This window comes from Microcoleus sp. SVA1B4 (genome assembly GCF_036700545.1).
In the GTDB taxonomy this organism is placed as follows: Bacteria; Cyanobacteriota; Cyanobacteriia; order Cyanobacteriales; family Microcoleaceae; genus Microcoleus.
Genome location: NZ_JAUBPB010000019.1, coordinates 1 through 21,216, shown reverse-complemented (window position 1 = coordinate 21,216; position 21,216 = coordinate 1). Strand labels below are relative to the sequence as shown.

The following is a 21,216-nucleotide window of genomic DNA, read 5'->3' as shown; positions in this document are numbered from 1 at the left end:
AATCTCACGATTTTTTCAACTTAAACTCATCAAACTTCACCACTTCCGAATCGGGTTTCCGCGTATCAAAATAGTAGCTGCTAACCGTACCCTCCCCCGTATCAAAAATAGTAAAAGCCGTAATATCATTACTATCAATATAGGGCAACGGTCGCCCATCTTCTCCCAACAAAGGCGCAACAGTCGGCACCACAGGTTCCAATCCGTTCGGGTCTCCAATAGCGCTGTAATCTTCCCGATATGCCGGCGGCACAAATCGGCGCTTTTTCCCCGCAAAAGCACCGTAACTGTTGCCCACATTAGAACTCTCCAAAAAGTGCATTCCGCTGGAACTTACAAACCGATTCCACAAGTGCGAATGTCCGTAAAATACCAACTGCACCCCCGCTGTTTCTAGTAGCGGCACTACATCCCGAATCAGATAATCTTGCGGTTTCGGATACTCGTAACGCACCATTTTAATCTCGCCATCGAGAGCGCGATCGACTATTTGCACTGGATCAGTATAAGCAGGTACAATATTGTCACCCAGAGAATGTGGCGGGTGGTGAAACATCACAATTTTATATTTTGCCTGCTGGAATTCCGAGCTTTTTAACTCTTGTTGCAGCCAATTATATTGAGCGCTGCCCTTGACAATCGGCTCAAAAATATGCTGTCCGTATCCCCATTTTTCGGGATGATTAAAATCTTCGTCCCGTTCCCGATACCTGCCTCTCGCACGCGGATCTAAATTCGGAGTCCGCCAGATATTCGTAACGTACAAAGTCACTAACCGCACGTCGCCAAAAGTCACAGCATAGTAATTTTTGCCTCCCGGTAAATTGAAAATCTCGTCATAGGTATCGCTATTAAAAGTATTGTTTTGTAGCCATATTTGCCGCACTGAAGAGTCATTATTAGGATTCAAAGAGGCAGCACGTTGAGCGTATATTTTCTCCGCAGCGGCGCGGGGAAAAGGATCATTAAATTGGTCATCGAGTTTGCTGTTGGTTGCAAACCGGCCCATGATTTCGTGATTGCCAATGGCGGGAAATAAAGGCGCGTGTTGGATCAGTTCGCCGCCGCTGTAAACGGTTTTGATGTCGTTTTTGTCGAGTTCGGAAAATGCGCGACCTTGCAGAGACGGAAAGAAGGCGCGGCCTCGGTAGTCGTCAAACCATTCAGAAGCGCGATCGGGTATATTAATTAAATCCCCAGCCATGAAAACCGCGTCAACTCTGCCAATGGTTTCGGCTACTTTCTGGAGATTTGCTGCTGTCATCGGCATCAATTGATGGTCAGAAGTGAGGAGAATTTTGAGCGCACTTCCTGCTGCGGGTGTCGGAGAAAGAGTGAAAACTTTGCTGCTGACAGATGCGCCGTCTTTCCTTTCGCTAGTGACTCGATAAGGAATGCGAGCACCGGGCATTAAATTGGGGACTTCTGCTTCGTGGCGCCAGATGTCGCGGACAATTGGATTGCTGTCAATAATGCTTTGTTTCATTTCATCGGAAATGCGCGAGTCTTTGTCTTCGCGAGTGCGGCTTAGCTTGGTAGTATTTGCCGTCACAACTTGATTCAAATTTTCGCCGTAAGCAACAGTGTTGCGAGTACCGGCAAACTCTGTGAACCAGACAACTCGCACCGAGTTTGCTGTTGGGACTTGCAGAAACGGGTCGGTTAAAAGCTGAGGTTTGTTAAGGTAAGATTGCATCATGAAACCTAGCAATAGGACAATCAAAATCAAAACACCAAAAAACCAGGGATTGCGAGAATAACCTTGAGAAATTTCTACTTTATTGGGCAAAGGCGTTAACATAATTCATTAGTCATTAGTTTGTAAGGGCGGGTTACACCAGCCAAACAGAACTCCCCACCCCAATAATATATAAACCCGCGCCACCGACTTTAAATTTTAAACTACCCACGTTATCAAAAAGTTAAGAAATTAGTAAAATATTTCCGATAAAAGAAACCTCCACCCTTTTTGGAAATCTTCTGAGTTCTCCATTCTCTTTCTCTGTGCCCTCTGCGCCCTCTGTGGTTCATTAAAAAAAATTATCCAAAATGCTTGAGACTTGCGATATAACATTCTTAACACCCTTCCTTCAATCTAAAATCTAAAATCTAAAATCTAAAATCCCATGACCCGCCACCTTCTCAAGGCTAACTGCAAAACCGTACACTTGGGCGGTTTTTCTCCGAATATCGAACCTGCTTTAACTGTCGATTCGGGCGATCGCATCGATATCGAAACCTATTCAGGATATTATGTTGCTGACAAAGCGCCGCCGGAATTTCTCACCCCCGAATTTTTAGATATTTGTCAGAATTTGCCTCCCAACCGCAAAGTTGGGCCGGGGCCACACTTGCTGACAGGCCCGATTTATGTTAACCATGCCGAACCGGGAGACGTTTTAGAAATTCACATTGAGGATGTTTACCCAAGTTTACCAGTAGGATTTAATGCAATTCGCGCCGGATGGGGAGCTTTACCTGACTATTTTCCCGAACCTAAATTGCGGTTTATTCCGCTAGATTTAGAGCAAAAAACTGCGGAATTTCCCCCAGGTAGCCGCCTTGGGATTCCTCTGCATCCTTTTTTTGGAATTATCGGCGTCGCCAATGCCGAAATCAACCGTTCTTCTATTCCTCCAGAGCGCTACGGCGGCAATATGGACAATCAGGAACTCCAAGCAGGAACGCGGTTATTTTTACCTGTTTTTCTGCGCGGCGGTTTACTGTCCATCGGCGACGGACATTCGGCACAAGGAGACGGTGAAGTTGACGGTACTGCGATTGAAACTTCGATGAACGGGACTATTCAAATCATCTTACGCAAGGATTTATTTCTGATATTTCCGTTTGCGGAAACGCCCACTCATATTGTGATTATGGGATTTGGTAGAACATTAGATGAAGCGTTTGAGCTGGCGGTAAAACAGACGGTTTATTGGCTGCAAAAGTTTGCGGGTTTCCAAGAGGAAGATGCTTATGTTTTCTGTTCCCTCGCGGTAAATTTTCGGATTACGCAGGCTGTCAACAATCCTCAAAAAGGAGTTCACGGAATGATTCCCAAGTGTATTATGCTCGATGTGAACATTATTGACCACCGAGTTTGAGGTAATATGATAACACGCGAGCGACCAAAAAATTAGGATCGCGATCGCACAAACTACACAAATTTGTCACTGCTGTGGTCGATCAGGATCGCGATCGTGTTGACAATTAAGCTTAAAATGGATAAGTTACCAGTTCTACCTAAATCGAGCTCAACGTCAGGAACCTCAGCCTAAAGGCATGAGGCTTGAAAGAGAAATCTAACAAGCCATCCTGACCAGCCTAAGTCTTTACTGACTACGTTTTTTGAGTCACGATACCGGAGAATGCGAAGCTAGTTTTCCGCTCTATCGCTTGCAACTAAACAGTCTTAAGGTCACTGAGACAGTGTTGCTAGCCGGCGCAAGCTCATTAAACATTGGCGAAGCTAACTTTACCCCAGAAATGGGAGTTTGAGGCAACCATACCTCACCGGAGGGGCAACCATACCCCTCCACCCCGCGAGGAGATTCAAATTAAATGTAAAGCCGTGCTAAAAGCACGGGGTTTCTACCCATTTTTATGATGAAAAACCAGACTGACGATGTTGCCAAAAAAGATTTAGTCGATCGAGCTTTTGGGAGTGCAGCAATACCAGATCCGACAGCGTGGGTGCACGAACATTATTTTCTGGCTAATTTCGCCGATACTCTGGCCAACATTCAAGAACATATGTCTGAAGACAGTTGCGAAATCGGCGAGAATGGCGACTCTGGTGAGGGACTCTTATCGATCGATGCTAAAATTAGAGATATGTTGAGAGCTACTTTTAGCGACGACGGCTGGCAGTATGTCGAAAGTTTATTGTGAGTTTGGTAAAATCCATAAGTATTTGTACGTTCATAATTTGAGAGCGTAAGTTATAGCAGTTTAAAAAAGAATCCAACTTTATGCCGGTGATCTAAACCATTAGATCATGCGTTATGCCCAATTCTTTAATCTCAAATCTCAAATAATATCAATTTCCTCCCTCAACGCAGACTCGCAACTCAGAATAGCTGGGTGCATTTCCACCCCCAGTTTAAGTAAACTTGACCTATGGTGATGTAGGATACTTTAGATGGGGGGGAAATTACTGTCGCTAGGAATTTCGATCGATCGCAAAAACGCTGCACTTTCTTCTGGCAAAGCAGTATTGATAAACATCCCGCTGCCCAACTCAAACCCAGCTTGCTTGGTGACTCTGGGAATAATGGCGATATACCAGTGAAAGTATTTTGTTGCACGTTGGGCGATCGGCACCGATCGAATATTATAGTTGTAATCGGGATTGTTCAATCCGTAATAAAGCTTAGCCAGTACAGTTTTCAAAGTATAAGCAAGATCCGAAATTTCCGCATCAGTAATTTCATCAAACGAAGAGGAATGCCGACGCGGAAAAATCCACGTGTGAAACGGTGAAAGTGCAGCGTAAGGGATAAAAGCCACAAAATGTTCACTCTCACAAATCACTCTTTCTCTCGCCGCTAATTCATCTTCCAAAGTCCGGCAAAACAGACATTCTCCCGTGTCATCAAAATATCTAATAGCTTCGTCGATGCGGCTGCGAAATTGGCTGGGTACAACGGGCGTCGCCGCTATCTGCGAGTGGGGATGTTCGAGAGAAGTTCCGGCAGTTTCCCCGTGATTTTTGAAGATAATAATTGTTTCAATGTAGGGATTTTTTCTAATTTCTACATAGCGCTGGCGGTATACTAAAAGTATGTTTTCAACTTCTTCAACGCTCAACAAAGCTGTCGTCAAATCGTGTCGCGGGTGTTCGACAATTACTTCGTGCACGCCGATTCCCGCCATCGTGCGGTGAATTCCCGATGATATCCTCATCCATTCTGCTGTCGGGGAGAGGGCGGGATATTTGTTGCGAATTGCCCTGACTTTCCAGCCAGTGCGATCGCCCAAACGGCAAGTTTCTAAGGTTCCATCTTCCTCATTTCCCACGCAAAACGGGCAATCGGCGCGGTGCGGTGGCACTGCTGCTGTCCACTTTTTTTTGTTGGCGAATTGATCCGGTCTTGTCGCCCGTTCGGTGGCGATGATTACCCAATCTCTGGTAATTAGATTTTGTCTAAGTTCAGACATTTTCTTACCTTCAGTTTCCGGGTCAAATTGTCTCTTATTTTAGATAAATATGTGTCCTCTGTCAGTGTCTGATTGCGGACATTTAACAAATCTTGATATCTAATTCCGAAGGTATTAAGTCGGTTGTCATGAGTAAAATTTTACCTAACATCAGACTGACCGTATCTAAAGCGTTAGACATCAATCTATTTGTTACGCCCTAGATTACCCGGAGTACCAATGAAAGCAATTAAAGTAATGGCATCAAGTTAAGTCTGCTTCGTCGGATTATGGGTGTGCTGTTTTCGTGTAATCCTAAATCACACTTATAGTGTGTAGATTTTGGAGTGCACTCACCGATATCTTGCTCGTGTGGCAAAAAATCCAGAGCTAAAAAAATTTGGAGAGCAAGTTCGCAGGCTAAGGACATCAAAGGGCTTTTCCCAAGAAAAGTTAGCAGAACTAGCCGGACTGCACCGCAACTACATTGGTGGTATTGAGCGGGGTGAAAGAAACATAGCCCTATTAAACATTTTGCGGTTAGCAAAAGCTCTAGGAGTATCGCCCAGCGAACTATTGCAGGAAATAGAGTAAATGCAATCACCTTATACGGGGCTTCCTGTCCAGGATTGGCAAGAGAAGACACTAGAACTAATAGAGCTACACCCACTAGATCCACAAGAAATTTATGACGTGGTTATTCAAGTTTGGAGTGAAATTTTTCAATCCAGCATAACCAGCAGAGGCTACAGAATAGGAGTAAATTTATTCCCAACTCCCCAAATTATGGGATTTTTTTTACATGAACTAATCCCCTTAGAATTCGCCAGCAAATACCCCGGAATTTGGCGGCGCGATCACAGCGCCATCGAAAAAGATCTTGTTCACATCCCGAACAATGACTTCTCAATTGAAATTAAAACTTCTTCAAGTAGTCGTAACACTTACGGCAATCGCAGTTATGCTCAACAAAGCGCCACAGGAGCCAAACCGAAGAAAGACAAGTCCGGCTATTACCTTGTAGTTAATTTCCAGAAATTCAATCCCCAAATGGCAAGCGTGCAAACTCTAAATATTAATTTAGTTAGATTTGGATGGATAGATCGAGAAGATTGGCAAGGGCAAACAGCAGCCACTGGTCAGCAAGCTAAATTAAGCCCTGATGTAGAGCGATATAAGTTGCTGCAATTGCCTATTTAGCAATATTTACCATCTTTAAAATAAAGATAATTGAGCTTCGCTAATCTGCTTTTGTCTTAGAAAATCATCAATTCGGTTGGCAGCTAAATCGCAGTATTCCTGACAGATATCAAATCCGATAATAGTGCGCTGCAAATCTAAAGCAACAACCGCCGTAGTTCCTGAACCCAAAAAAGGGTCTAAAATGATTTCATTTGGGTTGGATGAAGCTTTGATGATTCGCTGTATAACAGCACTTGGAAATTGAGCGGGGTGAGAGGTTCGCTCTTTTGATGCTCTATTTTTACCAGAAGTTACCTTCGGGAATTCCCAAACATCAGTCGGATTTTTGCCTTGGGAGTTGACTTTAATTTTTCCATTCTTTTTTTGATTAGGATATTTTACATTTGGATCGCGCACATCATCTAGGTTAAATGTATAGTCTTTATGGTTTTTAACATACCAAAGAAACTTTTCATTGCGCGGTGAAAAGAACTTACTACCAGCAACCCCAGCGCCATAGTGCCAGATAACTTCTTGGATTAGGTAAAAAGGAATTTTGTCCCAAAGTAGATAGGGAATGGGGATAGCTTTAGCTTGATTGGGAATTGATAGATACCCCAAGTTGAGCCAGAAAGCGCCGTTAGGAAGGATGAGCCTATAATTTTCACTTATCCAGCTTTCACACCAGTTTAAATATTTATCTAGTGGTAGTGTTTTTTCGTATTCTTTGCCAATGTTATAGGGGGGACTGGTCACAGTAAGATTGACGCATTCATCAGGGAGCTTGGACATTGCTTCTAAGCAGTCCATCTGATAAATGAGGCAGTTTGGCGCTTGGAAGTAGGGTTTGCCTAAAAAATTCACTATATCAGTTATAAGCATGATAAAATTTATGATGGTATAAATCTATATTGGCACAAATTTGCCGTTTTTAATGATTAACTCAGGGAGTAATTAAATCATGTGTACTTCCTTAATTCGTCTTCCTGAATTCCCAAACATCATGCCAACTGCAACTGCACATTCTGCAACTTGCAAATCGCTTTCAACACTTGCGCCAACAAGAGCGATCGCTCTGGCTCAATCAAATTCAATTCCGGTAAAATCTGATAAGTACAAGGATTTCCCCGCGTCACCCGCACAAACCGATAACTTTCGCCATTCGTCGTCAATCCCCAAACAGACGATTGCTGCTGCAAACTTTTATAAGTATAAGTCAGGAGTTGTGGCAAACCAGTCAAAGGTGCGATCCTCTTCGAGGGCTTCGCTAACGCACTATTTTTCGCCTCCACTACCAAAATCCAAAACTGTGCAGCCGCGAGTTCTGCATCCGGCTGATTTACCGCTAAGACATCCAAGCGGCCTTTAATTAAAGTATCCTCATCCTCAACCTCGATGGGGATGCTATCTTCCATTGTCAGCACGAGCGGAATATCAAAAAATCCTGCTAATCTCATTAATGGTGAAAGCACTAAAAACTTAACCAGTTTTGCAGAAACTTTCCCTGCTTCTAGATGACGCCAAAAGTGATTACCGATTAGCAATAATTCCTGCTGTTCAAAATCCGTCAGAGGTTCCAAAGATACAAATTCAGCAAAAGAGCCTCCTATTTGTCTTTCCAATTTGAGAAGGCGGCGAACGTCATTTAGCGAGAGTTGGCTTGCTTCTAAATTTTGCGTCATGGCTTTAGTGCGATCGGCTGTTAATGTCAATTATAAAAGCATTACCATCGGATTTGTTATGATATAATCATACCAGATATCGCTCCTGTAAATCGGGTAGATTATATGAAAGCAATTAAAGTGATGGCAACGATCGACGATCGAGGACAATTGTGCGTTGGTGAACCGCTCAAGTTATATCGCAACAGCCGAGCCGAAGTAATTGTGCTGGTTCCCGAAGGAACAGACATTAATAAAGAGAAGCAATCTCATGAAGCCAACCACCAAACCACGACGCAACTAGAAGACTATTTCAACTTCCTAAGACCTGACGATATTCGGCTCAAAGGTTCTCGCATTGGCATCGAAACCATTCTCTATGAATACCTATTTCGCGCTCGAACTCCCGAAGAAATCGCTAACATTTATACATCGCTCACCCAGGAACAAGTTTATGCGACCATTTTGTACTACCTGCACAACAAAGAAGCAGTCGGTAAATACATAACCGAATGGCTGGAGTGGGGCGAAAAAATGCGAGAAGAACAAACTCGTAATCCTCCCCCAGTGACAGAAAAACTTCGCAAATTTAAAGCAGAAAGAGAGGCAAGGAGCAAAGCTGATGCCAATCCAGTATCTCTTTGATGAAAATGTCGAGCCTGTGTATGTTAACCAAATTCGCAGGCGCAATCCCGATCTGGTTGTTCTAGCAGTGGGAGAACTAACAGCACCTTCTAAAGGGACTCTCGATCCAGAAATTCTTATTTGGTGCGAAATCCACAATTTCATTCTTGTTACCAACAACCGCCGCTCTATGCCTGTTCATTTAACAGATCATCTAGAGCAAAACCGCCATATTCCCGGAATCTTTCTCCTGAATTCCAAGCTGAGTATCGGTCAAAATATTGAACTACTGCTTCTGATTTATGAAGCATCATTTGAGAATGAGTACGAAGATAGAATTTACAATTTACCAGTGCTATAATTTCTAAGACAGTCCCAACATTTACAAATTTCCCCAAAGTCTTAAGGAAAATAAACATACTTTTGCTCCAACTTATGCAAACAATAGTTAAAAAGACTAAGCGAAGTTAAAGTTAAAAGCAATGTCGCAAGATACCATCGAATCAATTCTGCATGAAAAACGGCTATTTCAGCCGCCCGCTGAATTCTCTCAAAAAGCTCACATCAAAAGCCTAGAAGAGTACCAAGCCCTCTACGACAAAGCCAAAGCTGACCCCCAAGCCTTCTGGGCAGAACTCGCCTCCCAAGAATTGCACTGGTTCCAAAACTGGGATACCGTGCTCGACTGGCAGCCGCCTGTTGCTAAATGGTTTGTCAACGGTAAAATTAATATTTCTTACAATTGTCTCGATCGCCACTTAACAACTTGGCGCAAAAATAAAGCCGCCCTGATTTGGGAAGGCGAACCCGGAGACTCCCGCACCCTCACCTACGCGCAACTCCACCGCGAAGTCTGCCAAATGGCGAACGTCATCAAACAATTGGGAGTCCAAAAGGGCGATCGCGTCGGCATTTATATGCCCATGATTCCCGAAGCTGCGATCGCCATGCTAGCCTGCGCCAGAATCGGTGCAGTACACAGCGTTGTTTTTGGCGGTTTTAGTGCAGAAGCTTTGCGCGATCGACTCAACGACGGCCAAGCAAAACTCGTCATCACCGCAGACGGTGGCTTCCGCAAAGATACCGCCGTCGGCCTCAAAACACAAGTAGACAAAGCATTAGCAAATAATGCCACACCAAGTGTTACCAACGTTCTCGTAGTTCAGCGCACCAAACAGAAAATTGACATGGAACCAGGGCGCGATCATTGGTGGCACGATTTGCAAAAAGGTGCATCGGCAAATTGTCCCGCCGAACCGATGGACAGCGAAGATATGCTGTTCGTACTCTACACCAGTGGCAGTACCGGCAAACCGAAAGGAGTCGTCCATACAACCGGTGGTTATAACCTTTATACCCACATGACAACCAAATGGATATTCGACCTCCAAGATACCGATGTTTACTGGTGTACTGCTGATGTCGGCTGGATTACTGGACACAGTTATATTGTCTACGGGCCGCTGTCCAACGGTGCGACAACTTTAATGTATGAAGGTGCTCCTCGCCCTTCAAATCCTGGCTGTTTTTGGGATGTAATTGAAAAATACGGCGTCACCGTTTTCTATACTGCACCCACCGCCATCAGAACATTCATGAAAATGGGCGAACACTTGCCCAACGCGCGCAATTTGTCATCTTTACGATTGTTAGGAACCGTCGGCGAACCGATTAACCCCGAAGCTTGGATGTGGTATCAACGAGTAATTGGCAAGTCGAATTGTCCGATCGTGGATACTTGGTGGCAAACAGAAACCGGGGGAATTATGATTACCGCTTTGCCCGGTGCAATTCCTACAAAACCCGGTTCTGCAACCCTACCGTTCCCCGGAATTGTGGTCGATGTTGTTGACCAAGATGGCGAACCAGTCACTAACGAAAGCGGCGGTTATTTAGTGGTGAAACATCCTTGGCCGGGAATGATGCGTACACTTTACAACGATGCCGATCGCTTCCGCCGCACTTATTGGGAATATTTGCACCCGAAAGATGGCGAGTTTGTGTACTTTGCTGGAGACGGCGCGCACAAGGACAAAGACGGTTATTTCTGGGTAATGGGCCGCGTTGACGATGTAATTAATGTGGCCGGACACCGACTCGGCACAATGGAAGTCGAGTCAGCTTTGGTATCGCATCCAGCGGTGGCGGAAGCTGCGGTTGTTGGTAAACCCGACGAGATTAAAGGAGAGGAAATTGTCGCTTTTGTCACGCTGGACAACTCGCAGCAACCTAGCGATGAATTGGCTAAGGAATTGAAGCAGCACGTTGTTAAGGAAATTGGGGCGATCGCCCGTCCCGGCGAAATTCGATTTACTGATGCTTTGCCGAAGACTCGAAGCGGGAAGATTATGCGGCGTTTGCTGCGTTCTTTAGCGGCGGGACAAGAGGTTTCTGGGGATACTTCGACTTTGGAAGACCGGACGGTTTTGGATAAGTTGCGCGGTGGTGCGTAGGGGTATTTTGTAACCGCAGATGTAGGCAGATTAACGCAGATGAACGCAGATGTAATCTTATCTGCGTTCATCTGCGGTTTAATTGTTAAATATGAGCTACAATCAAGATAACTTCTGGACTGGATCTGAGCGCGATGCCTCCACTACTTAGCAAAACCACAGATCAGCGAATTGTTCATCATGGAATGTGGGAACGGTTTAAATTTATCCAAAAAGGCTTTGAAGGCTCCCCTAGAGTGCGACTATTTTACTATGATGGGACGATCGAGATTCTGATGCCTGGAGAAGACCACGAAACTTTTGCTCATGTTATCGGTTACTTAGTGACTACTTTTCTCGTCGAACAGGGAATTTTCTTCAAGCCTACAGGGGCAATGACGCAGGAAAGATCGGGAGTTGTCTCTGTGCAAGCAGACGAATCCTACTGCATTGAGAGTGTAAAACCAATTCCTGATTTGTCGATCGAAGTTGTCTTTACCAGTGGAGGAATCAGTAAGTTAGAGCGCTATAAAGCTTTAGGTGTTCCAGAGGTTTGGTTTTGGGAAGATGGATTACTGAACATATATCATCTCCATGACGGTAGCTATGAAAATAGCGATCGCAGTCAGCTACCCGGACTCAACAACCTCGATCTCGATTTGATGAAACGCTGTATTTTGATGGCCGAAACTGATGCTGGGGAAGCTATTAGAGCGTTCCGTCGAGAGATGTAGGCGATCGCAATTTAGCAAATTATGTATGACGGTAGCAGCCAAGAGGCAGTCAGTATTTTGATGCGATCCGTTTATCATTAAAAAAGCAGTGTTTTGCAAATTATATCAACAGTTTTCAGATGAACAGAGCTACCCATTCAATCCCTACATTTGACTCAATGCTCTTGCCCACAATTCAAGCTCTACAAATGCTTGGTGGATCTGGAACTACTGAAGAGATTTATGACCGAGTAGCGCAGATTCTCAACTTACCTGACGAGGTGCTGGATATCCCACATGGTAACAAATCCCAGAGTGCGGTTGAGTATCGACTTGGTTGGAGTCGTACTTACTTGAAGAAATACGGGCTGTTACAAAATTCGGCACGTGGCGTGTGGTCTTTAGTTTCAACATCTATAGATTTTGATATTCTGGATGCAAAAGAAATTGTCAAGGTTGTTCGAGATACTGACAAGAAAAAGGTGATGCCGTCAGATAATTTAAACGAAAATGTTGGAGCCGTTGAAGCTTTAGAAGAAGTTGCATGGCATCAACAACTTCATCAAATACTGCTATCACTAGAACCTTCTGCATTTGAGCGTTTGGCACAGCGCCTACTACGTGAATCAGGCTTTATACAAGTACAGGTTACAGGTAAGTCCGCCGATGGTGGAATTGATGGTGTAGGTATTGCCCGTATTAGTGGTTTCTTGAGCTTTCATGTTCTGTTTCAGTGCAAGCGCTATCAGGGTTCTGTTACGGCTAGTCAAATTAGAGACTTCCGTGGGGCAATGCAGGGGCGAACCGACAAAGGTTTATTCATTACAACTGGGACATTTACCAGAGATGCTGTCAAAGAAGCAACACGAGATGGCGCACCCCCAATCGATTTGATTGATGGTGAGCAGTTAGTTCAACGACTAAAAGAGTTGGGGCTTGGTGTCAACATACAAATGATTGAGTCTGTGGAAGTTGATGCTAATTGGTTTACAAATATTTAACCTTCTATTGTGAAACGATCAAGAATCAATCGATCGCAAGCAATATTTGAGCGTGGGTGGAGCGATCGCCTGCATACTACATTTAGGCGATCGCTCTTTTGTTATCCAAAATTCATCGAAGGCAAGAATAATTTGACCGAATTTAGCACCCGGTTTTACACATTCCAGAAGAGTCATTATTCTTTCTCCTTATGCTATCTTAGATATTTTTACTGTAGCAATGAATTATTTGGCTCATCTATTCTTATCAAAAGGCACGCCAGAATCCCTGATTGGCAACCTCTTAGGAGATTTTGTCAAAGGTTCGGCAATCAACCTTTATCCCGATGAAATTAGAAAAGGCATCGATTTGCACCGCAAAGTAGATAGCTACACCGACTCTCACGCAATAGTGCGATCGAGTAAAAGCCTTGTTTGCGCCGATAGACGCAGGTTTGCTGGAGTTTTGATTGACGTGTTTTACGACCACTTCTTGGCTAAAAATTGGCGGGAATATTCAGAAATTCCGCTACCCGATTTTTCTCAGGATGTCTATAAAATCCTGCAAGACAACCGCGATATATTGCCTGAATCTCTCCAGCGGGTGCTGCCCACAATAATTGCCCGCGACTTGCTTTCATCTTATCAGGACATCGCCGAAATCGGCATCACTCTTACAAGAATGTCGGCGCGACTCAAACGGACAAATAACTTGGCAAGCGGCATAGAAGATTTGACAGCTAACTATCAGCGATTAGAATCAGATTTTCGAGAGTTTTTCCCAGACTTGATAAAATACGCCACCGTTGACAAATATTAATACAAACCACAAAAATTACAGTTGCTATTGATAACGAACTCGTGTATACTCCAAGCGATACCTGCATGAAATCTCAAGTGCAACAGGGTTCAAAATATGGCAACCAGAATTCCGAACCTGCAAATAACCAAAGTAGTTGATGGCGACAGCATCAAAATTTCTCTCAACGGCAAAATAGAGGCTCTGCGCCTGATTTGCGTCGATACAGAAGAAAGTCATCCGGGAGGCTCTAAACCTGTAACTGCGGCGGGGAAAGCAGGTACGGAAATGGCTAAAAAATACTTTGCGACAGCAGATGGCGGACTTGCTCAAATTGACATAGAATTTGATACAGACGATTCGGTTGAAGTGGCTCTACAAAAACACCGCGACAACTACGGGCGTCTCCTCTGTTACGTACATAAAGACGGAGAAAATTACAATCTTAAACTGATTGAAGAAGGCTGGAGTCCCTACTTCGTCAAATACGGGCGCTCCCGATTGTATCACCGACAAATGACTGAGGCAGAATCGGCAGCAAAAGCTTACAATCTGATGATTTGGAATCCGATTATCAATGCCAAAATCCCCTCTCGCAACTATGCTAATTTACTGCCTTGGTGGTCGATGCGAGGCTCGATTGTTGAAGAGTTTCGGTTGTCGGAAGCAACGGCAGGAGCGCTTTCTTTGAGGTTGCACTATCCGAAAATATTAGCTGCTTCTGAGAAAGCTAAATCTCTTACTATTTTCTGCGATTTGCAGGCGGGAATTACTAAATGGAGCGGCGGTAGCGCTCTAATTTATGCTGGTTCGGTATATCATAAATTAGATTTGTGGATACCAGATGCTGAAACTGATGAAAGAGCTCCCTTGAAGCGGCTAATCGAGAAACGTTATGCGGGTCTGGGACGGGGATATGTGTATGTCAGTGGGAAGGTAGAACAGTACAAAGGGAAGCCTCAAATAGTTTTGAAGGATATCAAACAACTTTCAGACTTTCCCCCACAAAAGTGAATTTTACATAAATTTAATTAACAAAATTGCAGGAGAAATGGAACGATGAAGACTGTTCTCCGAGGAACGGGATTGAATTTTGGGCGATTCCCTACCGCAACGGGCCCACTTAACGAACGGGATAGCTTGGCTTCGCGCATTTTTTGAATTTTAAGTAGCATGACGGTTGAAAATCAAAAATTATTGTGTTTTTTTATTAGGCTAAATCAATTCATACTATAATAGTATAATCGCCAATCTGTAGCTGCCAATAGCTGCGACATCTATCCAAACTCCAGAAATTTAAAAGCTATGTGCCAATTACTGGGAATGAACTGCAATGTTCCAACAGATATTTGCTTTTCTTTTGAGGGTTTTTCTGCAAGAGGTGGCAGAACAGACGTTCATCAAGACGGTTGGGGAATTGCTTTCTTTGAAGGTTTGGGATGTCGCCTTTTTATAGACTCTAAACCTGCGATTGCTTCTCCGGTTGCTGAAGTAGTGCGTCGCTATCCCATTCATTCAACTAACGTCATTGCTCACATCCGCAAAGCTACCCAAGGCGAAATTGCTCTGGAAAACTGCCACCCTTTTATTCGGGAACTGTGGGGACGTTATTGGGTGTTTGCTCACAACGGAAATCTCGAAAGTTTTTATCCAGAATATGCCGGAGTCTACAAACCGGTTGGCAAAACTGACAGCGAAAAAGCATTCTGTTTGATATTAGAAAAGCTGCGCTCTACTTTTCCTCAAAGTAAGCCTGCTGTAGCGGAAATTTACCCGGTACTGGAGGAAATCACTAAAAGTTTGGCAGAACACGGAATTTTTAATTATTTACTTTCGGATGGAGAACACTTGTTCACCCACTGTTCTACTAATCTGCATTATATTGTGCGACAAGCACCTTTTGCTAGCGCTCACTCGATCGACGAAGATGTAACAGTCGATTTTCGGGAATTGACTAAGGAGGGCGATCGCGTGGCTGTTATTGCCACTTTTCCGCTGACAGATAACGAAGTTTGGACGCAAATTCAGCCAGGAGAATTGCTGGTATTTCAGGATGGTTTGCCTGTCTCTTCTGGGCGGCTAGAGTTAAGTTAAGGAGATTTAAACAAATTTATAGCCTTTCTCAGAAAGATGAGGTACAATAACAGCCGTGTGTAATACCAATTAAAAATATTTGACGCTGTAACTTGTCCGAACGCAAACTCGATGGTTTTTCCTAACTCTTGATAATTAGTAGTCTTGATAGAACGGAGAATGATTTTAAGTTTTGACCATAGATTCTCAATTGGTGAAAAATCTGGTGAATAAGGTGATAAGTATATTAATTTTGCGCCTTTCTTTTCAATAGCTTTTTTTACCAAGAATTTATTGATGGTACCCGCCACGTGATTTATCCGTGGAATCAATCCAAAATCTCAAATCTAAAATCCTTGCGTCCCCCAAATTTATCCGTGGGGTCGCCTCCAAAATCTAAAATCTAAAATCTAAAATCGAATGACCCTCACGAGTGAGTGTCAGTAACATGATACCTCATCTTTCGCTCGAAAGGCTATATTATTTGTTTTTTGTTTTCGTTTCACATACCAATGATTTTTTAATAGTTTTGCCACTAAGGGGAGACTAATGGTAAAACCTGCCGCTTGTATTGCAGAAGCTATTTCTTTATGCGTCAAATTAGTTTATTTGATTAACTCATTCATTGGGTCTCAGGCTGTGTGATTTTTTAAAATTTATAAAAATTCTGCATCAATGCCGATTTTAGTAGACAGAATACTTTTTCTTTCCCCTCCTATCTTTCTTATCCTGGAACTATTCAGTGTCTTTAATTCCATTTTTTCTAAATCTTCTATTACCTTGATGATAGTATTTCGACTGCATCCCAAAATTTGCATTACATAGCTAATTCCACCCCATCCTAATTTTTGAGCTTAAGAAAGCTGCATATCTTCTTTGATCTTTTTCGGATAATGATTTATAAAAGTTTTTAATTTTTGACTCAATTGAATTAGACTCATACAGGGAGTTAAAACTAAATTAGAATAGTTAAGTATAAAAATTAGTTGTGAGTTGTTCTCTGTAGGATTGAAAATTTTTATCTCACACTTTTTTCATTATAACCGATAACTCATCAACTTATTTATTTTTCATTTCTAACTTCTTTAAATAGTGATGCTCAACTTTTAGGTCGAGTTCTCCGAAAACATTGGGGGATTGAAAATGAGGCTCATTGGGCTTTAGATTCTACCTTTGCTGAAGATGCCTGCCGGATTCGCTTTTTCCACAGTCCCCAGAATTTAGCTGTCCTGCGACGGCTCGCGCTCAATGCCTTCAATCGTGAACCGACTTACAAACGTAGTTTTAGACAAAAAATGAAAAGGGCAGCTATGGATAGTGATGATTTGATTCAAATTATTCGTTCTTGTTTTGCTGACAATATATTAGATTCTTTTGAGTCCTTTTGTCAAGGGTGATTGAGATGCTCTTACCCTGTATTAATTCGCGGCTTGGATGCTGCAAAAGTTACGGGCAATTTGTGTATTATCCGAGGGGAACAGCTTTTGGAGTATCAAGCAATATGGGAAGATGAATGTGACTAAAAAAATCAAATAAAGTAGTGATGCAAAGTAACCTGATTTTAAGGTAAAGAATGTCGATTGTGATTCTGCGTTTGGTAATAAGAAGGGGGGTAGGAAACCCGGATTGAGTATTATCAGTTTAACACTCCTCATAGCGAAGACTTTTGCGAGGAGACAGGGAATTAATTCCCTGTCTGGATTTCGGCAAAACGCGCTATTTTATCCACATTAATCCGAGTTTATCTCCGGTTAAAAATCGGGTTCTGCAGCCAAAAGCTCGATCGACAAATCCATCTGTTCCTTCCCCCGCGCCAAAAAGCTTTCGCACTGCTGCAAACACTCGACAGCCACCCCAAACTGCTCGAAAACCTCCTCTAGGGGCAACTCTCCCGATTCCACCCGATCGATAATCGCTTCAATTCGATCGACCGTTTCCTCATAATTCCAGTCAGACTGGCGCAACTGCGAATCAATCATAACTTGTCTTCCGCATCCAATACTTCTACAATCTTAACTTTCAGCACGCCCCGACTCAACCTCACAGTCAATTCCTCTCCCAATTCCAAACCGTCAGTTGTGCGGACGATCGTACCGTCACTTTGGATTACCGCCGCATAACCCCTTTGCAATACCGCCGCCGGATTCAGGGCGGATAACTTTTCTTGCAATACCTCCAGTTTACCAGTTGCCTGCCGCAAAGTTCGGGATGTCGCAGGCAAACGTTTTAATCGATTTTGTAACTGTTGCAAATGCTCTTCTTCTGCCTGAAATCTGGCCCGCACAGCACTTGCTAAATTGACCATTCGCTGCTTGTGTTCAAAGTAAATATCTGCTAAAATTGGTACAGCTTGAACCGCCGCCGCTGTTGGAGTGTGGGCTCGTTTATCTGCTACTAAATCGGCGAGAGATTCGTCTCTTTCGTGTCCGATACCTGTAATAATTGGAATCGCACAATTCGCGATCGCCCTGACAACTCTCTCATCATTAAAACAAGCCAAATCTTCCGCAGAACCGCCGCCCCGCCCTAAAATGATCACCTCCGCCCTACCGTCCAATTCTACGCGCGCGATCGCCCTAGCAATGGCAGCAGCAGCCAATTCTCCCTGCACTCCTGTCGGTGACAGCAACACCCGCAAACCCGGATATCTTTGGGCTAGAGTCCGCTGAATGTCTCCCCAAGCAGCGCCAGTATCGGATGTCACCACTGCCACAATTTGCGGGTGTGCCGGAATCGGGCGCTTTCGGGCGGGATCGAAGAAACCCTCAGCATCCAAGCGCGATCGCAATTGCTGCAACCGCAAAGCCTGCAATCCTTCCCCAGCCGGTAGCGATTGCACAACCGTCAACTGGTACTCGCCGCGATTTTTGTAAACCCGGATGCTTCCCAAAACCAGCAACTGTTCCCCTTTTGCGGGCATTTGCACCAATTTTTGCCGCTGAGAATTCCACACCACGCAGCGAATCGCAGCGCTTTTGTCGGTGTCGCACAGAGTGAAAAAGCAGCCGCTGGGGTGGTGCGAAACGTTCGACACCTCGCCTGTCAGCCAAATTGATTGCAGGTTGCGATCGCCCTCCAACAAGTCTTGCAGGTAAGATGTTAGTCCAGCAACAGATAAAGCTGTATCGGGAAGAATTGAAGTCATCCAATTTTAGATTTTAGATTTTAGATTTTAGATTTTAGATTTAGGCTACTATCAATGCTTCGGACACTGTGTGATTGCCAAGCGTAAAATAAGGGTTTCAGGGCGATTGTGCAATCTCCTTCATAACGGAAAATCACGGATTTCAGAAGACAATCTAAAAATAGTCCGGACTATTGTACTATATCTAAGGTAATTTATTTGTAGGCTGAGCGGGCGATCGTAAATTTAACTGCAAACAAACTAATGATATCAGATACAATGACTTCGATTAATGTGCTGCGCCAAGAGGCTGCGGCGATCGGCATTACTGAGGAAGAAGCCAGAAAATATGGCGACCTCCGACATAAAAGAACTTGGTCTTTGGCGATCGAACATCACCTCTCAATGCAAGATTTTGCCGTTGGCGAAGCCCTCGAAGAGGATCGCATAGAACAATCCTTCACAACTTCCGAACCCGATTCCTCCAGCCCACTCAACCACTCTCAGACTGAAGAGTCGAAAGACTATGGTATTCAGCTAACTGCGAACCTAGGCGAATCTAGAGTAACCAGGGAGAACCAAACAGCCTCTCTTGCTTCGCCACAACAGCAAGCAGTAGCAATCGGGCGATCGCACGGCAATTCCGACTACCGCAGCAACCAAAACCGAGGTTTTAAACAAGTCGTTCAAAATCATATTAAAGCATTAACAATCGCATCCGCCTCCCGCACAAATCTACTCCATTCACAACTGGGCAATTGGGTGTGTCCTGAGTGTGGGCCGGAGGGCGAATTGGGTTGTTACCTTTGCGCTGGAGAAGGCAATGTAGGGGACATTGCAGCTATTGGCTGGACGCTAGCTTATATGGAAATGTTGGGCTGTTCTGCTCGCGAAATTGAACCGTTGAGAAAAATGTCTCCTTCATCTAATATTCTCGAATTGAATTTAAAAGTTTGTGTTGCTATCAAACAAAGTAGCGAAGTTTTAGCCAGGACGGAGAAATGGGTAAGATTGAAGGAACAAGGAATGCACGACACTGATTTTGACACGGATACACGGATTAATTCTTAATGGTGATTCAGAAGTTAGAAGAAAAAACAACTATCAGTGTATCCGTGACTTTCGTGTCGTGCTGTTGGGCATTAATATCAATAAAACTTCAAAATTCACTCATCCCCACCTAAAAGTTACTCCAAATTAAGTATTGATTCTAGCTTTTTCAAAGCAACTTCCAAATCGTCATTAACAACTTGGAAATCGAATTCCCCCGCCGCTTCAATTTCCTCTTTAGCCCGCACCAACCGACGGGCGATCGCACTTTCGGAATCTTGACCCCGACTCCGCAGCCGTCGCTCCAATTCTTCCCAAGAAGGAGGTAAAATAAAAATTCGCAGCGCCTCTGGAAAATTATTCCTAATTTGCCTTGCCCCTTCCAGCTCAATTTCCAGGATTACCGATTTTCCCTCACCGATTCCTTGTTTAAGACCAAAATAAGGAGTACCGTAAAAATTACCGGCAAACTGGGCCCATTCCGCCAAATCTCCAGCCTCAACCATTTGTTCAAAACGGCTGCGGCTAACAAAATAGTAATGCTTTCCCTCAATTTCTCCCTCACGGGGCTCACGAGTTGTCACCGATACCGAAAGATACAATTCGGAATGGCGATTGAGGAGCGATCGTACTAAGGTGCCTTTCCCCACACCGCTAGGCCCCGTCAGAACAATTAATTTACCAGATTTCATTTTGAGAATAGAAACGTGTAACAATTTAAGTTTCTGCTTACTTTAGACCGTAAGCGCTCAAATTGCAACTGACAAACCTCAATCATCCCGACCTTGACCGTCTTTGCTGATCACAAAACGATTAGCAACAGTTTCCGGCTGAATCGCCGAGAGGATGACGTGACTCGAATCTGTAATAATTACCGCTCTCGTGCGGCGGCCGTAAGTTGCGTCAACCAGTTGTCCCCGCTCCCGTGCATCAGTAATAATCCGCTTAATTGGCGCTGACTCGGGACTGACAATGGCAATCACTCGATTAGCAGACACAATGTTACCAAAACCGATATTAATTAATTGAATATCCATGAAATTCTTAATCTGTAGGTGAACGATTGACTATCAATCCTTACTTTTGATCATATAATATACAAAGATTTTTTATGACAATCCTCAAATTAATCGCAATTAACTTTTTTATTTCCTACCTAAAAATTTTACCCTTTTGACGCCTAGTACCCCGTTCTTTATCAAAAATTTAAAAAAGACTCGCTGTTGTCGCTCTATCTTAAAGATTCAGTAAAAGCGTCGATTTTGAGTTGCAAATGATAGCATTAGCTGTATCGAGACAACATCCAGTAAATGTTGCGAAATATAAATTTAATTTCCCAGATAGCAATACTCCGGACAGTTTTTAAGGATCGCGAATTAAATAACTTACAATTTTAATTGTTATTGTGGGATGGGCGTCCCGCCCGTCCTTTTTGGACG

Annotated in this window: 24 protein-coding genes; 14 read left to right on the top strand and 10 right to left on the bottom strand. The window is 43.7% G+C overall.

Features of this window, described 5'->3' with window-relative positions; genetic code table 11:
* Nucleotides 1–4: 4 nt before the first annotated feature.
* Nucleotides 5–1,801 carry a metallophosphoesterase family protein gene (locus QT987_RS11570; RefSeq protein ID WP_333239925.1) on the bottom strand — a complete coding sequence of 599 codons (1,797 nt, stop codon included), beginning with the start codon at nucleotides 1,799–1,801 and terminating at the stop codon, nucleotides 5–7.
* Between the two features lie 325 nt (nucleotides 1,802–2,126).
* Here QT987_RS11570 and QT987_RS11565 point away from each other — a divergent pair, with 325 nt between their 5' ends.
* Both QT987_RS11565 and QT987_RS11560 read left to right on the top strand, forming a co-directional pair.
* Nucleotides 2,127–3,104 (top strand): acetamidase/formamidase family protein, encoded by a 978-nt coding sequence (locus QT987_RS11565; RefSeq protein ID WP_333239923.1) that lies wholly within the window; start codon nucleotides 2,127–2,129, stop codon nucleotides 3,102–3,104.
* A gap of 499 nt (nucleotides 3,105–3,603) precedes the next feature.
* Nucleotides 3,604–3,891, top strand: a complete 288-nt coding sequence (locus QT987_RS11560; RefSeq protein WP_333239920.1) for a hypothetical protein — start codon at nucleotides 3,604–3,606, stop codon at nucleotides 3,889–3,891.
* Between the two features lie 246 nt (nucleotides 3,892–4,137).
* Here the strand turns inward: QT987_RS11560 and galT are convergent, their stop codons facing one another.
* Complete coding sequence (gene galT / locus QT987_RS11555; RefSeq protein ID WP_333239918.1) at nucleotides 4,138–5,160, bottom strand: galactose-1-phosphate uridylyltransferase; 1,023 nt, start codon at nucleotides 5,158–5,160, stop codon at nucleotides 4,138–4,140.
* Between the two features lie 351 nt (nucleotides 5,161–5,511).
* Between galT and QT987_RS11550 the strand changes: the two genes are divergently transcribed.
* Nucleotides 5,512–5,733 (top strand): helix-turn-helix transcriptional regulator, encoded by a 222-nt coding sequence (locus tag QT987_RS11550; RefSeq protein WP_333145260.1) that lies wholly within the window; start codon nucleotides 5,512–5,514, stop codon nucleotides 5,731–5,733.
* Nucleotides 5,734–6,339: a ScaI family restriction endonuclease gene (locus QT987_RS11545; protein WP_333239915.1), complete on the top strand. Its 606-nt coding sequence runs from the start codon at nucleotides 5,734–5,736 to the stop codon at nucleotides 6,337–6,339.
* A 15-nt stretch (nucleotides 6,340–6,354) separates the two neighbouring features.
* Here the strand turns inward: QT987_RS11545 and QT987_RS11540 are convergent, their stop codons facing one another.
* Nucleotides 6,355–7,203, bottom strand: a complete 849-nt coding sequence (locus tag QT987_RS11540) for a site-specific DNA-methyltransferase (RefSeq protein ID WP_333145261.1) — start codon at nucleotides 7,201–7,203, stop codon at nucleotides 6,355–6,357.
* Between the two features lie 119 nt (nucleotides 7,204–7,322).
* Complete coding sequence (locus tag QT987_RS11535; protein WP_333239913.1) at nucleotides 7,323–8,033, bottom strand: restriction endonuclease subunit R; 711 nt, start codon at nucleotides 8,031–8,033, stop codon at nucleotides 7,323–7,325.
* A 75-nt stretch (nucleotides 8,034–8,108) separates the two neighbouring features.
* On the opposite strand from QT987_RS11535, the gene QT987_RS11530 reads away from it, so the two are divergent.
* From QT987_RS11530 to QT987_RS11510, 5 genes are all read left to right on the top strand, one after another.
* Nucleotides 8,109–8,627: a DUF433 domain-containing protein gene (locus tag QT987_RS11530; protein WP_445299720.1), complete on the top strand. Its 519-nt coding sequence runs from the start codon at nucleotides 8,109–8,111 to the stop codon at nucleotides 8,625–8,627.
* Nucleotides 8,605–8,967, top strand: coding sequence for a DUF5615 family PIN-like protein (locus tag QT987_RS11525; RefSeq protein ID WP_333145263.1), 363 nt, complete (start codon nucleotides 8,605–8,607; stop codon nucleotides 8,965–8,967). Before QT987_RS11530 ends, QT987_RS11525 begins: the two co-directional genes overlap by 23 nt.
* A gap of 121 nt (nucleotides 8,968–9,088) precedes the next feature.
* Nucleotides 9,089–11,059 carry an acetate--CoA ligase gene (gene acs / locus QT987_RS11520; RefSeq protein ID WP_333239911.1) on the top strand — a complete coding sequence of 657 codons (1,971 nt, stop codon included), beginning with the start codon at nucleotides 9,089–9,091 and terminating at the stop codon, nucleotides 11,057–11,059.
* 134 nt (nucleotides 11,060–11,193) lie between these two features.
* A complete protein-coding gene (locus QT987_RS11515) occupies nucleotides 11,194–11,772 on the top strand; it encodes a Uma2 family endonuclease (protein ID WP_333239909.1) in 579 nt (192 codons plus the stop codon).
* A 119-nt stretch (nucleotides 11,773–11,891) separates the two neighbouring features.
* Nucleotides 11,892–12,752 (top strand): restriction endonuclease, encoded by an 861-nt coding sequence (locus tag QT987_RS11510; RefSeq protein WP_333239907.1) that lies wholly within the window; start codon nucleotides 11,892–11,894, stop codon nucleotides 12,750–12,752.
* 18 nt (nucleotides 12,753–12,770) lie between these two features.
* Here the strand turns inward: QT987_RS11510 and QT987_RS11505 are convergent, their stop codons facing one another.
* A complete protein-coding gene (locus tag QT987_RS11505; RefSeq protein WP_333239905.1) occupies nucleotides 12,771–12,929 on the bottom strand; it encodes a hypothetical protein in 159 nt (52 codons plus the stop codon).
* 43 nt (nucleotides 12,930–12,972) lie between these two features.
* Here QT987_RS11505 and QT987_RS11500 point away from each other — a divergent pair, with 43 nt between their 5' ends.
* From QT987_RS11500 to QT987_RS11490, 3 genes are all read left to right on the top strand, one after another.
* Complete coding sequence (locus QT987_RS11500; RefSeq protein ID WP_333239903.1) at nucleotides 12,973–13,551, top strand: ACP phosphodiesterase; 579 nt, start codon at nucleotides 12,973–12,975, stop codon at nucleotides 13,549–13,551.
* Nucleotides 13,552–13,647: 96 nt separating this feature from the next.
* On the top strand, nucleotides 13,648–14,544 hold the full coding sequence (locus QT987_RS11495) for a thermonuclease family protein (protein WP_333239901.1): 897 nt from the start codon (nucleotides 13,648–13,650) through the stop codon (nucleotides 14,542–14,544).
* A 291-nt stretch (nucleotides 14,545–14,835) separates the two neighbouring features.
* A complete protein-coding gene (locus QT987_RS11490) occupies nucleotides 14,836–15,624 on the top strand; it encodes a class II glutamine amidotransferase (RefSeq protein ID WP_333239899.1) in 789 nt (262 codons plus the stop codon).
* Here QT987_RS11490 and QT987_RS11485 read toward each other — a convergent pair.
* On the bottom strand, nucleotides 15,621–15,914 hold the full coding sequence (locus QT987_RS11485; protein WP_445299650.1) for a transposase: 294 nt from the start codon (nucleotides 15,912–15,914) through the stop codon (nucleotides 15,621–15,623). The genes QT987_RS11490 and QT987_RS11485 overlap by 4 nt on opposite strands.
* A 735-nt stretch (nucleotides 15,915–16,649) precedes the next feature.
* Between QT987_RS11485 and QT987_RS29915 the strand changes: the two genes are divergently transcribed.
* On the top strand, nucleotides 16,650–17,000 hold the full coding sequence (locus QT987_RS29915; protein WP_445299652.1) for an ISAs1 family transposase: 351 nt from the start codon (nucleotides 16,650–16,652) through the stop codon (nucleotides 16,998–17,000).
* Nucleotides 17,001–17,354: 354 nt separating this feature from the next.
* Here QT987_RS29915 and xseB read toward each other — a convergent pair whose 3' ends face one another.
* Nucleotides 17,355–17,582: an exodeoxyribonuclease VII small subunit gene (gene xseB, locus QT987_RS11480; protein WP_333239897.1), complete on the bottom strand. Its 228-nt coding sequence runs from the start codon at nucleotides 17,580–17,582 to the stop codon at nucleotides 17,355–17,357.
* Nucleotides 17,579–18,748, bottom strand: a complete 1,170-nt coding sequence (gene xseA, locus QT987_RS11475) for an exodeoxyribonuclease VII large subunit (RefSeq protein WP_333239895.1) — start codon at nucleotides 18,746–18,748, stop codon at nucleotides 17,579–17,581. The genes xseB and xseA overlap by 4 nt, the downstream gene beginning before the upstream one ends.
* A gap of 258 nt (nucleotides 18,749–19,006) precedes the next feature.
* Here xseA and QT987_RS11470 point away from each other — a divergent pair, with 258 nt between their 5' ends.
* Complete coding sequence (locus QT987_RS11470) at nucleotides 19,007–19,798, top strand: hypothetical protein (protein WP_333239893.1); 792 nt, start codon at nucleotides 19,007–19,009, stop codon at nucleotides 19,796–19,798.
* Between the two features lie 116 nt (nucleotides 19,799–19,914).
* Here QT987_RS11470 and gmk read toward each other — a convergent pair whose 3' ends face one another.
* On the bottom strand, nucleotides 19,915–20,469 hold the full coding sequence (gene gmk, locus QT987_RS11465) for a guanylate kinase (protein WP_333240027.1): 555 nt from the start codon (nucleotides 20,467–20,469) through the stop codon (nucleotides 19,915–19,917).
* Nucleotides 20,470–20,547: 78 nt separating this feature from the next.
* On the bottom strand, nucleotides 20,548–20,814 hold the full coding sequence (remA, locus tag QT987_RS11460; RefSeq protein WP_006632566.1) for an extracellular matrix/biofilm regulator RemA: 267 nt from the start codon (nucleotides 20,812–20,814) through the stop codon (nucleotides 20,548–20,550).
* Nucleotides 20,815–21,216: the final 402 nt, after the last annotated feature.